13 protein-coding genes are annotated in these 14,156 nt (G+C 57.5%); 5 read left to right on the top strand and 8 right to left on the bottom strand.

Annotated elements, in window-relative coordinates:
• Positions 1-147: 147 nt before the first annotated feature.
• Entirely contained in the window at positions 148-1,305 is a 1,158-nt protein-coding gene (locus AC1EJZ_RS07620) for a glycerate kinase family protein (RefSeq protein WP_058237761.1), read from the top strand.
• Here the strand turns inward: AC1EJZ_RS07620 and AC1EJZ_RS07615 are convergent.
• Genes AC1EJZ_RS07615 through AC1EJZ_RS07600 form a run of 4 tightly spaced genes read right to left on the bottom strand, consistent with a single transcriptional unit; the run spans position 1,253 to position 4,257 of the window.
• Positions 1,253-1,894 (bottom strand): GNAT family N-acetyltransferase, encoded by a 642-nt coding sequence (locus tag AC1EJZ_RS07615; RefSeq protein ID WP_058237760.1) that lies wholly within the window; start codon positions 1,892-1,894, stop codon positions 1,253-1,255. The genes AC1EJZ_RS07620 and AC1EJZ_RS07615 overlap by 53 nt on opposite strands.
• Positions 1,895-1,902: 8 nt before the next feature.
• Positions 1,903-2,328: a D-aminoacyl-tRNA deacylase gene (dtd, locus tag AC1EJZ_RS07610; RefSeq protein ID WP_058237759.1), complete on the bottom strand. Its 426-nt coding sequence runs from the start codon at positions 2,326-2,328 to the stop codon at positions 1,903-1,905.
• 2 nt (positions 2,329-2,330) lie between these two features.
• The gene (gene ygfZ / locus AC1EJZ_RS07605; protein ID WP_058237758.1) at positions 2,331-3,521 is read right to left on the bottom strand and encodes a CAF17-like 4Fe-4S cluster assembly/insertion protein YgfZ; all 1,191 of its coding nucleotides are present in this window, start codon (positions 3,519-3,521) and stop codon (positions 2,331-2,333) included.
• The gene (locus tag AC1EJZ_RS07600) at positions 3,514-4,257 is read right to left on the bottom strand and encodes a heme-binding beta-barrel domain-containing protein (RefSeq protein ID WP_074026240.1); all 744 of its coding nucleotides are present in this window, start codon (positions 4,255-4,257) and stop codon (positions 3,514-3,516) included. Before AC1EJZ_RS07600 ends, ygfZ begins: the two co-directional genes overlap by 8 nt.
• A gap of 552 nt (positions 4,258-4,809) precedes the next feature.
• Between AC1EJZ_RS07600 and AC1EJZ_RS07595 the strand changes: the two genes are divergently transcribed.
• The 4 genes from AC1EJZ_RS07595 (at position 4,810) to AC1EJZ_RS07580 (ending at position 8,056) form a co-directional block, all read left to right on the top strand.
• On the top strand, positions 4,810-5,418 hold the full coding sequence (locus tag AC1EJZ_RS07595; protein ID WP_154955739.1) for a hypothetical protein: 609 nt from the start codon (positions 4,810-4,812) through the stop codon (positions 5,416-5,418).
• A gap of 301 nt (positions 5,419-5,719) precedes the next feature.
• Entirely contained in the window at positions 5,720-6,139 is a 420-nt protein-coding gene (locus tag AC1EJZ_RS07590; protein ID WP_058237756.1) for a DUF4418 family protein, read from the top strand.
• Positions 6,140-6,155: 16 nt separating this feature from the next.
• The gene (locus AC1EJZ_RS07585; RefSeq protein ID WP_058237755.1) at positions 6,156-7,370 is read left to right on the top strand and encodes an ABC transporter permease; all 1,215 of its coding nucleotides are present in this window, start codon (positions 6,156-6,158) and stop codon (positions 7,368-7,370) included.
• Positions 7,370-8,056, top strand: a complete 687-nt coding sequence (locus AC1EJZ_RS07580; RefSeq protein ID WP_058237754.1) for an ABC transporter ATP-binding protein — start codon at positions 7,370-7,372, stop codon at positions 8,054-8,056. Before AC1EJZ_RS07585 ends, AC1EJZ_RS07580 begins: the two co-directional genes overlap by 1 nt.
• A 109-nt stretch (positions 8,057-8,165) precedes the next feature.
• On the opposite strand, the gene AC1EJZ_RS07575 is transcribed toward AC1EJZ_RS07580, so the two are convergent.
• The 4 genes from AC1EJZ_RS07575 to rlmB all read right to left on the bottom strand — a co-directional run bounded on the left by AC1EJZ_RS07575 (position 8,166) and on the right by rlmB (position 13,977).
• A complete protein-coding gene (locus AC1EJZ_RS07575; RefSeq protein WP_058237753.1) occupies positions 8,166-9,443 on the bottom strand; it encodes an adenylosuccinate synthase in 1,278 nt (425 codons plus the stop codon).
• 269 nt (positions 9,444-9,712) lie between these two features.
• Positions 9,713-11,083, bottom strand: coding sequence for an MFS transporter (locus AC1EJZ_RS07570; protein ID WP_058237752.1), 1,371 nt, complete (start codon positions 11,081-11,083; stop codon positions 9,713-9,715).
• Entirely contained in the window at positions 11,080-12,606 is a 1,527-nt protein-coding gene (locus AC1EJZ_RS07565) for an alpha-N-arabinofuranosidase (protein WP_058237751.1), read from the bottom strand. Before AC1EJZ_RS07565 ends, AC1EJZ_RS07570 begins: the two co-directional genes overlap by 4 nt.
• 387 nt (positions 12,607-12,993) lie before the next feature.
• Complete coding sequence (gene rlmB, locus AC1EJZ_RS07560; protein ID WP_058237750.1) at positions 12,994-13,977, bottom strand: 23S rRNA (guanosine(2251)-2'-O)-methyltransferase RlmB; 984 nt, start codon at positions 13,975-13,977, stop codon at positions 12,994-12,996.
• Positions 13,978-14,156: the final 179 nt, after the last annotated feature.

Below are 14,156 nucleotides of genomic sequence, written 5' to 3'. Positions count from 1 at the left end.
ACCCTACGGGCTGATTGGCGCGGCCGCTTCAATGTTCACTACAGGCGAGCGGAAACACTGCCAGTTGTCTGCCTCGCGTGCGCACACAAGCACGTCAACACGCTGCCTACAATCAGAGCAAACCGCGCCGCGACAGGAAGGACTGCCATGAAAATCGTCTGCGCTCCTGACAGTTTCAAAGGGTCGATGACAGCGATGCAGGCGGCGCGTGCACTTGCCGACGGTGTTCGTGCAGTCGTCCCCGATGCGCAATGCGAGGTGGTTCCGCTGGCTGACGGCGGAGAAGGCTTCGCGCAGGCCATCGCGGATGCCCTGGGGGCGCAGTACCACATCGTCGAGGTTCACGACTCGCTCGGCCGCCCTCGTGAGGCAGGGTTCTGGACGGCAGGTGGCAGCGCGGTCATCGAAGTTGCCGAGGCTGTCGGGCTGGGATTGGTCGCGGCTTGCGACCGGCGAATTTGTTCCATGACCAGCGCTGGAGTGGGTGAGCTGATCTCGGCAGCACTGGACCTTGGTGTTGAGGAGATCCTCATCGGGCTGGGCGGGTCCGGCACGAACGACGGCGGAGCGGGAATGCTGCGCGCCTTGGGTATGAGCTTCATTGACGAGGGTGGCCGTGACGTCGACGGTTCGCCGGAGTGCCTGGGAAAGGTTCGACGTATTGACGTGTCTGGCCTGGATGGGAGGCTGAGGGATGTGCGCGTGCGCGCCGCATGCGATGTGGACAATCCGCTGTGTGGGCCTCGGGGCGCATCCGCTGTATACGGGCCTCAAAAGGGTGCGACACCTCGCGACGTCAAGGTGCTGGATCGTGCGTTGGCAACCTTCGCGCACGCTGACCCGGCAGCGAGCGCCCATGCCGACAAGGCGGGAGCTGGAGCGGCAGGTGGGCTGGGGTTTGCGCTGTCAGCTTTCCTGGGCGCTTCGTTGGAATCAGGGGTGGATCTGGTGATGGAAGGCGTCGGGCTGGCGGAAGTGCTGCGCGGAGCTGACCTTGTGCTGACCGGCGAGGGGTCGATCGACCGGCAAAGTGTCATGGGCAAAACCATCTCCGGGGTGGCGCGCCTGGCACGCGAGGCCGGCAGCGTTCCTGTCATCGCGTGCGCCGGCAGAATTGAACAGGGGCAGGCACTGACTGATGAGCTGTTGCGATGCGGAATCATTGCCGCTGTCCCGATCGTGCCCGGGCCGTGTTCAACGGATGAGGCGGTGTCATCGGGCGAAAGGAACCTGCGTGCCACCGCTTCGCGTGTCATGCGGATCTGGATGGCCCGCGCAGGCAAATCCCCATGGTGTAGCCGCTGACGGCGCCATCACTGCCTCGGTCTTCACGCAGCACCTCAAGACCATTTTTGGCATAAAAGCCGATGGCACGTGAATTGTCCGCGTCAACCCCGATGGCGATGCCGTGTGCGTGCGAGCGCGTGGTCACCGCCTCGGTGAATCTGCCAAGAAGCTGCGTACCGAGCCCACGTCCCTGCACATCGGACAGCAGGTCGATGTGAAATTCGGCCTCATAGGTGCGGCGAAGATCCGACCACATGGAATCAGGGTTGAGGCCGCGTTCAAGCAGTTCACGCTCGCCCTCTGGCCACAGCTCCGTGCCGCCGAAACGCTCGCGCAGCACCGGCACCCAGTGGTCGCGCCACCAGTTCACAAAGGAAGCAACATCGGGGACACCCACGATATATCCACTGATGCGTGAGCCAGTATCAACCACAAACGACCAGCTCGGAGCGTAACTGACGTACGGCAGTGCGTAAATGTAGGGCAGAATTTCATCATCGGTGAGCCTGCCCCGCGCTCCCCTGCCACTGTCGGCCGTATCAATGCAGATTGAGATCAGATCAGCTGCGTCCGTTAACCGGTACGGGCGAATATGCACCTCCGCCATGGTTCCGTCTACGCCTCAACCAGCACAGTAAAGGGCCCGTCGTTGACCAGTTCAACCTCCATGTGGGCGCCAAACTGGCCGGTCGCCACTTCCAGCCCACGCTCACGCAGCCCCTGAGCCACGGCATCAATCAGCGGTTCAGCCACAGGGCCCGGCGCAGCTGCCGACCACGAGGGTCGCCGGCCTTTACGGGTACTGCCATAGAGTGTGAACTGCGAGACGACCAGGACCGCGCCGCCAATGTCGCTCACCGATTGTTCATCGTCCATGATCCGCAGCTCCGCAATTTTGCGCACCACCGTGTCGACCTGGTCGGGGCCGTCCTCGTGAGTGGCGGCGACGAGGGCGAGGATGCCGGGGCCACTGATTTCTCCGACAACTTCACCATCGACGCGCACGCATGCGCGGGTAACCCGCTGAAGTACTGCTCGCACTGTTATGCCTTCCTTCCACCTGACATGTGCGGTGATCCTGCCGGCGGAATATCCAGCCTGCGCAGGTCCTTGTTCGTCAGGTCCTTGCCGGGGCGCTCATCGGGTGAATCTTCACTGCGACCGTCACGCGGCACGATGATTTCCTGCGCAGCGCTGACCCCATCAATGTCAAAGACCGTGTCTTCTGGGACGTTGCGCGAAATGAGCGCCAGCGCAACGGGGCCAAGTTCGTAGTGCCGTGCAGCTGATGTCACCACACCCACCTGCCGGTTTCCACGCATCAGTCTGGCTCCACTTTCCGGCAGATCTCCGCGTGAGCCATCGAGTTGCAGGAAGGTCAAGCGCCTGGGCGGTTTACCAAGGTTCACCACACGTGCCACAGACTCCTGCCCGCGGTAGCAGCCTTTATGCAGATGAACGGCGGTGCGCATCCAGTCGAGTTCAGCCGGGATGGATCGAGCGTCCGTGTCCCGTCCGATAAGAGGACGCCATGCCGCAATGCGCAGTGCGTCCCAGGCAAGCATTCCGGCAGGCGTCATGCCGTCGCTGTCACCCGCCACACTCATCATGTCGGTGATGGCGCCGTCGCCCTCGACAATGTGGAGGTGGAAACGCGTGTCAGATCCCGGGTGCTTGCTGCCTGCAAAGTAACGCGTGCCGCCTTCCACGACTCCTGGCCACGGGTCATCCCACGTGAACAGGTATCCCGGCAGATGACGTGCTGTTTCAGCAAGCGGGTCTGTCTGGGCGGCAGAACTGACGGTGCCGATCACGCGAATGTCGTGGCGCGCCGCCACTTCGACGCGCAGCATGAATTTCATGGACTCGAGCCACTGGGCCAGTGCGCCGACGCGGTTACGCACAGTTACCAGCCACGTCGTTTCACCGTCATCGTGGACTGCTGCGGCGTGCTCGATGCGGCCGTTGGCATCCAACACCAGCAGTTCCTTTGATTCTGCAGGCATCATGCCGTTGATGATCTGCGAGGTCATGTTTGTGAGCCATGACTGACGATCAGGCCCGCTGACGCACACGGCTGCCAGAGTGGACAGATCCGTGAAGCCCCGCAACTCGGCCAGTGCCCACTGCTCCCCGATCGGGTCGCCATAGTGGATCGGCAGGCCGACCCACTCGCCCTCACCTGCAACAGCTTTCGGCCAGGTCAACAGTGGCGAATGCAGCTGATCAGTCATCGCTGTCCTGCGCATCGACGCCACCATGGTTCGCCGCAGCGTTGCTCGGCGTTCTTGCAGAATCTGATGTGACAGCGTCCCCCTCGTCAATTCGCATGAGACGACCGGAAATCGAGGTAATCGACTCGCCTGCACCCACCATTGTGACGTCCTGAGCCCACATGAGTTCACCTGCGACCAGGCCGAACATGCGGGAGGCTTCCTCAACGGGTTGAGCGTGTGGGCTGCGTGCGATCGCGTCGGAAATCATGCGTACGCGCGGCCCCATCGACACTCCCGCCCACAGCGTCGCCAGACCTTTCTGATCCGCGCCACTGGCAGTGAGCTCTCGGGTCTGGAACTGTCCGGGAGGGGGCAGCTCCTGCGTCGTCGGCATGACGCTGACGTACACGGTTTCCTCATTGATCAGGTCCTGTTCGACGAGGGCGGCCAGGCCTTCCTCGGTCGAGGCACTCGGGTCAAGCGACTGAACGCGCGAGCTTGCCAAGTAGATGCGGGTCACCATGCGCATCTGTGTGCCCACGGCTTCGCACGTGATCTCTTCAATGACCATCTGATCGGGCACATCGTCACTGTCGGCCGAGGTGGCGGGGGTGTTCTGGTCGGATTCTCCGGACGAATCGGGGGTGGCGGCCGCCGCGTGCGATCCGGCAATCACGCCCCAGCCGCGCCACTGTCCCAGCATCCACGCCAGGGGTGCAATTTCTCGAGGAGTGTTCTCATCAAGTACAAACATGCTTCTTACTGTACGGGCCTTCACGACGATTCACGAGGGCGACCAGCAATTCTCTGGTCTTGTTCGCCATCACCGAAGCGGGCAACACTGCGCACTGCCGGCAAGGACGGCGCCGACGGAACCTGAAGTTGGCAAGGTCACTGAGCGTCAGTGTGGGTGGCAATGTTAGGCTGAACGCGGCATCGGGCCGCTAAGCCCCGGGCTCCAACTATTGCCGCTACGAGCGGCCTTCGCGCCGACAGGCGCTTTCGGTCCGGTGCCACTTTCACCCCCGCCTCATTTCCAGCACCTTGCGATGATCAAGGACAGATTGTTGGGGCCGGAGATATTGATGTGTGGCAGTGCGACATGGCACGGTAGTACTCAAGTACATGAAACTGATCTAGTCGTGCCACGGAGCGCATCGTGACACAACCACAGTACCCTCTGCAGGGTCCCCCTCAGTCCGGTTCACCTTTGCAGGGCGACCTTCAGCCGAGCGCTCCTCTGCAGGGCCCCTCTCAGCAGCGCCCCCGTCCAAGGAACAAAGGTGGCCTGATTGCTATCGTGCTGGTGAGCTGCGTTCTCGTGATCGCTCTGGTTGCGGCCGGCGTTCTTTTCATCACCTCACGTCACTCTGATCCACTCTCTGCAAGTGAAGCCACAGAGACACTCCGAAATGTCGCGATCAGTGGCATTGGCCCCGTTGATGAAGTCGAGGGCCCCATCCGCTATACCGACGTTGAGCCGCTGCAGTTCAAGAGCACTCAATGCCAGAAGCTTTTTGACAGCCTGCCGTCACCGGATTACATGAGTCACACGTCATTGATTGAGGGAGTGACCTCTGTGGCCTTCATTGAGCTGTCACTCTTCCCCAGTAAGGCCAACGCGCAGGAATTCTACAATCTCCACTTGGAGAGAAATCGGAAAGGATGCGATGGTGAGGCAATTGATGCGGCGGTCACCGGCCTGGACTTCAGAGAGGACGGCAGGGTCAGCGGCGCGCAGTACGTCACCTTCACGGCTGATCTTGCCGATCCTGATCCACATGAGACGTATACGTTTACTCGTATCGCGTACTCCAACCTCGTGTTGGGAATCTACTTCACCAGCGCAGGCGAACCAGTAAGCGCTGAAGCGATCCATGAAACAGTGACGTCGATTATCGATGCGGTTCGATGAGGATCTGACCACCAGGCACTGACAGCCGGTTGAGCGCCGGGCACAGCAGCTCACCGTACGAGATAGAAAGATGGCTTAGTTCGAGGCCCTTTCACGTCGCCTTGCTCACTTTTTAACGGTTCGCACCACAGGTCCACACCTCCTGCGCTCTCGCCGTTGGCGCTATTCTGCGGTTTCCATCCACTCCTCACCGATTAGGTAAGGTTTGCCTTTCTTATTTTACGCTGTCATAATAACAGCGTTTCTTGAGAGACGGACTGATCCGGCAGAAGCGTCGTCGAGCACCTGTGAAAGGGTTATCATGACAAACAAACTGATCTCATCGATTCCAGCAATCATTCTGGGACTTCTCATCGCATTCGCGCCCAAGACTCTCGCGCAGCCATGCCCTCCGACGGAAGATGGGCACTTCATGAAGTGCCACTGGTCAGCTCAGGCCGCCCTCGGCATCGGTCTGGTTATCGCAGTCATCGGCGTCATTGCGTTCTTCGTTGACACCCGCATCCAGACAGGACTGGCAATTGCAGCTGGCCTCAACGGCGCTTTGACTATCGCCATCGTCAAGGTTCTCATTGGCGGATGCATGAAGGCCGACATGCACTGCAACATGATCATGGTCCCCACGCTGATGGTTCTGGGCATCCTGACCATTGTCTACGCGGTGGTTGTGGTGTACGTGAACAGTCGCGTCAAGACAATCGCACCCGCCTCACAGAAGTAAGTTCTGCAGGCAGACCGTGACACGTCACAACCTACTGCGACGGCTACCGCTGAAGAACTTATCGAGCAGACCACTGCGCACCTTCGCGCTGATATTCATCGTCAGCGTTCTGTCCGGTACCTTCTTCGGCGGTACCGTCTTGTCGTTCAACCTTAAGACCGGTCTGGCGAGTATGCAGGAACGCATGGGTGCCGACCTCATGGTTGTTCCTCAGGTTTCCCGTCCGCAGGCGGAAGCACTGCTGACCAATACCGGTTCCTCCACCTTCTACTTCATCAACAACATCGCCGAGTTGGTGGCCAAGGCCAACGGGATCGAAAAGCTCACCGCGCAGACTTATATTGCGTCGTTGACGGCAAGTTGCTGTGACGACCAGGTTCAGATCATCGGTTTCAATCCACAGACCGATTTCATTATTGAGCCTTGGGTGTCCTCGCAATACGACAAACAGCTTGCTGACGGTGACGTCATTGCAGGCTCGAAGATCAAAGTGTCTGCAAGCGGTGACATCAAACTTTTCGGCCACCACTTCCCTGTCGCAGCACAGCTCGCACCCACCGGCACCTCATTGGACAGCTCAGTGTTCGTCAATCCGGCAACCGTTCCTCAAGTCGTGAAGTACTCGGCGGAAGTGGGCCATCCGGCCATTCCGGAAGAACATGCGGGCAATGCGATCTCCGCCGTCCTGCTCACAGTCAAAGATGGAGTCGACCCGCACGAGGTGGCAGACAACATCACCAAGGCGACGGGGATGGGAAGCCTCGGCTTCGTCTATCCCGGAGGAATTACGGCGACCACCAAAGCTCACCTGAACGTGATCACGGGATATGCCTACGCATTCGTGGGCGCGGTATGGGTGCTGGGCGCGATCGTGCTGTTCGCTGTGTTCTTAACCTCGGTCAATGAGCGGAAGAAAGAATTTGCCTCACTGCGCATCATGGGAATGCGCAAGTCCCACCTCGTTCGCGTGTACCTCACTGAATCAGCGCTGATCGGCCTGGCTGGCGGTGTGATCGGAATCGGCCTGGCTTCCCTCGTCGTTTTCCCATACAGCACGCTGATTACAGACGCCCTGGCACTGCCCTATCTTCAGATCAGCATCGCGCAAGTGTTGGGTCTGGCAGTGGGGAGCGTGTTGGCAGCCACCCTCGTCGGTATGGCAGCCTCAAGCTTGTCAGCATGGAAGTTGTCGCGAGCCGAGACGTATACGACTTTCCAGAGGGGGCAGTAATGACACTCGTGACCACTCGGGACCTCACCCGGGAATTCACGCGACGCGGCACAGTGTTCGCGGCGGTTGATCATGTGAACCTGACGGTCGATGCCGGTGAGTTCATTGCGATTGTCGGCCGGAGCGGCAATGGGAAGACCACGCTGTTAAATCTGATCGCTGGCCTGTTGGCTCCCACATCGGGTGTTGTTCTCATTGACAACAAAGCAGTCTCGCACCTCAGCGACCATGAGCTATGCAATCTTCGGGCGCGCACCCTCGGTTTCATTACGCAGCACCATTCACTGCTTCCCAGCCTGAACATCCTCGACAATGTTCTGCTGCCTGGAGAGATCGCCGGCGAGGCAGACCTGGCCGGCCTTGAAGAGCGCGGCCGCGAACTGCTGGAGCGGATGGATATTGCGCCACTTGCTGACGCCTACCCCTCGGAACTGTCAGGTGGAGAACTGCGGCGGGCCAGCGTTGCGCGCGCAGTCATTAACTCCCCTGCGATCATCATTGCTGACGAACCGACCGGCGATCTTGATGCGGACAGCACGGCGCTGGTACTTGAGCTATTGCGCGACAGTGCCGCGACAGGCGCAGCGGTCATCATGGTCACGCACGACCAACAGGCTCTGAGCGCGACCGATACGACCTACACCATTGACAACGGAGTGCTGAGCGCCGGCTCGGAACACAGCTAAGCGGAAGCTCCGAGCAAAGCTGAGCTCCAACTCCATCAAAGCTGAGCGGCAGCTCGGCGCAGGGGCGCGCAGCCTCGTCGACATTCAAGCTGCGCGCACCGACTGCAGATCAGAGCGCGTGGCGCACAATGATGGCTTCGCGTCCTGCTCCCACACCGATCGAGGAGATGCGGCACTTGGACAGCTCCTCCAGGCGCAGCACGTACTCCTGAGCCTTTTGAGGCAGGTCCTCGAAGGTGCGCACGCCGGAGATGTCGTCACTCCATCCGGGCATCTCTTCATAGATGGGTGTTGCAGCCTCGAAGTCTGACTGATTCATTGGCATCTCATCCAAACGCTGCCCGTTCACCTCATAGGCCACGCACACCGGAATCGTGTCATATCCAGTCAGGACATCCAGCTTCGTCAGGCACAGGTCAGTCAACCCGTTGACGCGCGAAGCGTATCGCACGACCACAGCATCGAACCATCCAGTACGACGCGGCCGCCCCGTCGTCACACCGAATTCGCCGCCGCGTTTACGCAGTTCATCACCGACTTCGTCAGTAAGCTCCGTTGGGAAAGGCCCTTCACCTACGCGCGTCGTGTACGCCTTGGCAACACCCACCACACGGTCGATGCGGGTAGGCCCGACACCTGTTCCGGTCAGTGCACCACCGGCCGTCGGATTTGATGAGGTCACAAACGGGTAGGTTCCATGATCGATGTCGAGCATTGTGGCCTGGCCACCCTCGAACAAGACGGTCTTGCCTTCATCCAATGCATCGTTGACCAGCAATGACGCATCCACCACCATGGGGCGCACGCGGTCAGCGTACGACAGCAGTTCGCGCGTGACCTCCTCCGGATCGAGCGTTTCCATACCAACAGATTCAAGTAGCGGGTTCTTCTGAGCCAGGGCGCTGCGCACCTTCTGCTCAAGGGTCGGCGGATCGAACAGATCCTGAATGCGGATGCCGATGCGGTTCATCTTGTCCGCATATGTCGGCCCGATGCCTCGGCCAGTGGTGCCGATCTGCTTGTCGCCCAGCAACTTCTCACTGGCGTTGTCCACCAGGCGGTTGTAAGGCGGGATGATGTGCGCGGCCGCCGAAATCTTCAGTTTCGAGCAGTCCACACCGCGAGCGCTAATCTGTTCCATCTCATCGAAAAGAACGCTCAGGTCGACCACCACACCGTTGCCAATCAGCGGTGTGACACCTTTGGACAGGATACCTGCGGGCAGCAGGTGCAGCGCGTACTTTTCTCCGTCGACGACGACGGTATGGCCGGCGTTGTTCCCGCCGTTGAACTTGACGACGACGTCGGTGCGCTGACCCAGCTGGTCAGTGGCCTTGCCCTTCCCTTCGTCGCCCCATTGTGCGCCCAAAACGATCACGGCTGGCATTCGGTTATGCTCCCCTACTTGGTGGCTCGCCTGTCTTCTTGATGGACGAGGGTGTCTCACGGTCACCTGGCTGAAACACCACCGTCCAGTCTATCGCCATTGGCGCATTCTCATCACCAGTGTCCAGTTCGTGCGGGCAGTGCGCCGGGAAATACCCGGCGTACCCGTCAGCGCCCGACAACCGTCGAATGCACAAGTGACAATCTCACGTGATTGGGGGGCGCTTGAATGAAGCAGCCCCCCAATCAACATGGTGCTAGGCGGATGTCCTAGCGCCTTTTCAGCTCCTCCATAATCATCGGAAGCTTCTTGTCGATGTCATAGAAGTAAAGAATCACCGCTTGAAGAACAAAAGTGATGATCGGAATATAAATGAATGACCACAAAATCGCACTTAACGCGCCACCACTCTGAACCGACGCAGCACCGTCGTACCCTCCCATGGCAAGAATCCAACTCATCAGAGCCGCTCCGATTCCGATACCGAGCTTCTGCGCAAAGCTACCTGAGCTGTAGAGCAAACCTTCCGAGCGAATACCCGTCTTCCACTCGCCGTACTCGATCGTATCGGGGAACAGGGCCCAGACGATTCCTAGAAGTGGAACTTGACCAACACCCTTAACGATTTGAGCCCCCATTGCAACAGCAAAGCTGGCAGGAGCAATTGCCATTACTACGAGGCCAACAACTGAGACCAAAATGCCAACCATCATCAATTTGGTCTTACCAAATCGTTTGATCAGTTCTGGCAGGAACAAGAATCCGACCATCACTGGGACTAGATATGCCCAAGTCAAAACTGAAACCAGTTGCTCGTTTCCAAGAACCCACTTGCAGTAGTAAACCAATGCAGACTGATTCAGCGCGTAACCGATACTAAAGACGAGGAAAAACACTGTTGCCAGAATCCAATACTTATTGGCAAACATTGCTTTCAAACGCGCATTAAAAGGCACATTTTCGTTCCCTTCATCACGTAGCGCTCTGATCTCGCGCGTTCCTGCGACAGTGAACCAAAACAAAAGCACCGATAGACTCGTCAAGATCGCGAACGCGATGACCCATGCGCGTTGATCGTCACCAAGGCGCTTCACCAAAGGAAGGGTTACCGTCGTGACCAGCAGGAAGCCTATCTGAGCCATGAACATCCGGAAAACATTCAGCTTAGCCCGTTCATTAACGTCGCGAGTCATCAGCGCGTTAATTGTGCCGTAAGGAATACAAACGGCAGTAAAGGCAATTGTCATTAGTAGGTAGGTAACGTAAGCGTATATCAGCTTTCCCGAAATTGACGTATCAGGCACGGCGAAAAGGAGAGTTGAACAAGCAGCAAACGGTATCGCTCCGAATAACACCCACGGGCGCGCTTTCCCCCACCTTGTATCAGTCTTATCAACCAAAGCACCGACGATCACGTCCGTGACCCCGTCGAAAATTCTCCCAAACAGCATCAAGGTGCCGACCGCAGCAGCTGGAATTAGCGCAACGTCAGTGTAGAAATAAATGATGAACATTCCCAAGGCTGCCCACGTAATGTTGACAGCCATATCTCCTGCACCATATGCTATCCGGTTCCAGGTTTTTATCTCACCCTTAAAACCGTAAATCCTAGCGGAATTATTACCGATAGTTTCGGTCATTTTGCCACCTCAACTGTGACTACAGAGAAAGAGGCCGGAGGAAGTTCAAGGACGGAAGAGTCAAAGTCTTTTAGCTCCTCCATCGAAATTTCCTCCGGGTTATCAAAGGTATTAACGCTCGTTAAATTCTTTCCTACAAGCCTACGCACACTCTTGATTGCAAATTTGCTACCGCTAACTTCAATTTCAAGTGGCTCCGATTTCTCGAGGTTCGAATTCAACACGAACAGTGTCATTTCACGATTGTCAGAGTCGTACACAACGGCCGAATAGACTGATGGGATTTCCCGTCCCTTAACCAAGCTCTTAGAGCACTCTAAGCGATGAGAGAGAACCTCTCCATGGCCACGCTCGGTAAGCTCATGAAGCGGATACCAAATAGCCTGTCGAAGAATTCCCCCGTCATTCTTGGTAGTGATAGGAGCGATCGCGTTAACTAGCTGCGCAAGACAAGCAATCTCAACTCGATCAGCGTGGTTTATCAAGGTCATGCCCAAGCCAGCAAAGGTTACAGCATCAAGAAGAGAGTATTTCTCTTGAAGAATAGGCGGAGCTTCTTCCCATCTCTCTGCAGAAGTTACCTCGAGTTCTGTTGCACCAAGAAGATCACTCGGACCGTTGATTTTGAGATCTGAGAAATTCCAAACATTCCATTCATCAAGACAGATGGGGATTTCCTTATCCTCGTCACGCTTACCCTTCACAAAATCTAAGACAGCCTCAGAGTTTTTCAGATGCTGATGCAGTTCGTGCCATGAGTGGATGAATTCTTCGGCACTACTATCGCTTCTCGATGCGTAAAAGTGAGTAGAGATGTAGTCGATATGCGGGTAGAGCTTACTCAGAACAATCTTGTCCCATTCGAGGTATTCTGGCAGCACATGATACGAACTACCACAAGCAACGAGCTTAATGTCGTGATCTACCCACCGCATCATCTTCGCCGTCTCAAGTGCTTTATCCGCATAGTTATCTGCACTAAGATGGCCGGCTTGCCAATCTCCTTCCATTTCATTTCCTAGGCACCAGTATTTGATACCGTAGGGCTCTTCATGACCATTCTGTCTGCGAAGGTCACTCCAGTATGTGCCACCAGGATGATTGCAGTATTCTACGAGCTCTGCAGCTTCCTTAGGAGTGCCGGTTCCGAGATTCACGGCTATCATCGGCTCTACGTTTGCTTTTCGCGCCCAATCAATAAAGTCATCAATTCCAAATTGATTGCTTTCTACGGTTGCCCATGCAAATTCAAGTCGTCTCGGACGCTTTTCCTTAGGTCCAATACCATCTTTCCAGTTGTAATTCGAAACGTAGTTTCCACCAGGATAGCGAACAAGGCTTATATCAAGTTCCTTTACCTCATCGATCACGTCTTGCCGCAGGCCATTGTCATCTGCGGTCGCATGATCGGGCTGATAAAGTCCCCCATAGATGCATCGGCCCAGGTGCTCGGTGAACGATCCCCATATCAATTCATTGATGTTAGCGTTCACATACTTAGGATCAACATGTAGTCGCGCCATTGAAGCCTCCCATGATTTACGAAGTGAGCTAGATTCTCGAGTCATACACTGCGGAGATCTACATTGTTCCGCCAGTGAAGTTAACGATAACATGCCCGTGCAGATAAATCCAGCAGGCCCCTCCCCTCTCGACGATCCTCGAGTTGAGGATGGATAACTACGGGATTCCGTACAGGTCTAACCACCTTTGTCAGATGAGTCCCGACTGGTCAACGATGTCGATCGCTGAATCAGCGAATCGCAAGCGAGGCGACGCATCCCCTGCCCAAGCAGCACTTCGGGACGCACTCCTGCTCAGTTGGAGATTAACCGGTATTGGTGATCTCGCCAAAAACGTACGAAGGTTATTCTAGGCAGCGACATCACCGCATAACCTCGGCGTACCTGTCAGCGAGCGTCGGCGCGCGTGGCCGCCACCTCGTACAACGCGATGCCCGTGGCAACCGACGCGTTCAAAGACTCAACGGTGGAGCTGATCGGAATCGACACGATCTGGTCGCAGGTGTCGCGCACCAGGCGTGACAGTCCAGCCCCTTCCGCACCCGTGACAATAACCAGTGGCTCGGTCGACAAGGGCAGGCGGCGGATCGACTGGTCACCCCCGCCGTCCAATCCGACCACGAAGTACCCGGCCTTTTTGGCGACACGCAGAAACTGTACAAGGTTGGACACCTGCGCAACCGGGACGCGCGCGGCTGCACCAGCGGACACCTTCCACACGGTGGCGTTCACACCTGCCGAGCGGCGCTGCGGAATCACCACGCCTCCCGCGCCAAATGCGCCAGCAGCACGCAACGTCGCACCCAGATTGTGCGGGTCCGTCACCTGGTCAAGTGCCACCACCATGGGCGGCTCACTCTGCTGAAGCAGGTCACCAAGCAGTTCGTCTGCATCCGCATAGTCGTAGGCGTCCACCTCGGCAGCTACTCCCTGATGCACGGCACCATCCGTTGCAACGTCCAGGTCGCGCCTGGTCACTTCAATCACCGGCGCTCCCAGAGAGGATGCTGTGCGGATCACGGATTCGAGTCGCTCATCGGCCGTTGTGGTCGGTGAAATGAAGACGCGCAGAATCGGCACGCCTGCCTGAGCTGCTTCGGCAACGGGGTTACGCCCACAGATTAGCTCGTGGCCTTCGGGAATCTTGATAGAGGTCCTGGAGCGGGCACGTGCCAGCGCTGCTTCCTGTTGCTCACGCTTTTCACGGGCAACTTTGCGCTTGTGGGCGGCGTGGTAGACGCGATCCTCAGCTTTCGGAGTGGGGCCCTTACCCTCCAGACCCCGGCGTGAATGGCCGCCGGTTCCTACGCGTGGCCCCTTCTTGGAGTTAGGTTTGCGGATGGCTCCACGTCGACCGTAATTACTTGCCATCTGTTGACTCCTGCCTTCTTATGCTGATCGCGGGCTTGAGCACGGCTGCACATACGGATGCTACGTGAGGTGCTCAATGGATGCTTCCAGCCGCCTCACCTGGTGATGTGGCGATTCGCGCCGTGCAAGTCCTTCACTTTATCGTACGGCCCGCCCCACATTCGAGTGCATTTTCGTGG

It is taken from the genome of Pauljensenia sp. C0170B5 (assembly GCF_056590195.1).
Note: the sequence above shows the minus strand (reverse complement) of the source record. Positions and strands in the feature narration are given on the sequence as shown.

Excerpts from the sequence above, each read along its gene's own strand:
- AC1EJZ_RS07620 (WP_058237761.1), top strand. The coding sequence starts at position 148 with ATGAAAATCGTCTGCGCTCCTGACAGTTTCAAAGGGTCGATGACAGCG.
- AC1EJZ_RS07615 (WP_058237760.1), bottom strand. The coding sequence starts at position 1,894 with ATGGCGGAGGTGCATATTCGCCCGTACCGGTTAACGGACGCAGCTGAT.
- ygfZ (WP_058237758.1), bottom strand. The coding sequence starts at position 3,521 with ATGACTGATCAGCTGCATTCGCCACTGTTGACCTGGCCGAAAGCTGTT.
- AC1EJZ_RS07600 (WP_074026240.1), bottom strand. The coding sequence starts at position 4,257 with ATGTTTGTACTTGATGAGAACACTCCTCGAGAAATTGCACCCCTGGCG.
- AC1EJZ_RS07590 (WP_058237756.1), top strand. The coding sequence starts at position 5,720 with ATGACAAACAAACTGATCTCATCGATTCCAGCAATCATTCTGGGACTT.
- AC1EJZ_RS07580 (WP_058237754.1), top strand. The coding sequence starts at position 7,370 with ATGACACTCGTGACCACTCGGGACCTCACCCGGGAATTCACGCGACGC.
- AC1EJZ_RS07575 (WP_058237753.1), bottom strand. The coding sequence starts at position 9,443 with ATGCCAGCCGTGATCGTTTTGGGCGCACAATGGGGCGACGAAGGGAAG.
- AC1EJZ_RS07570 (WP_058237752.1), bottom strand. The coding sequence starts at position 11,083 with ATGACCGAAACTATCGGTAATAATTCCGCTAGGATTTACGGTTTTAAG.
- AC1EJZ_RS07565 (WP_058237751.1), bottom strand. The coding sequence starts at position 12,606 with ATGGCGCGACTACATGTTGATCCTAAGTATGTGAACGCTAACATCAAT.
- rlmB (WP_058237750.1), bottom strand. The coding sequence starts at position 13,977 with ATGGCAAGTAATTACGGTCGACGTGGAGCCATCCGCAAACCTAACTCC.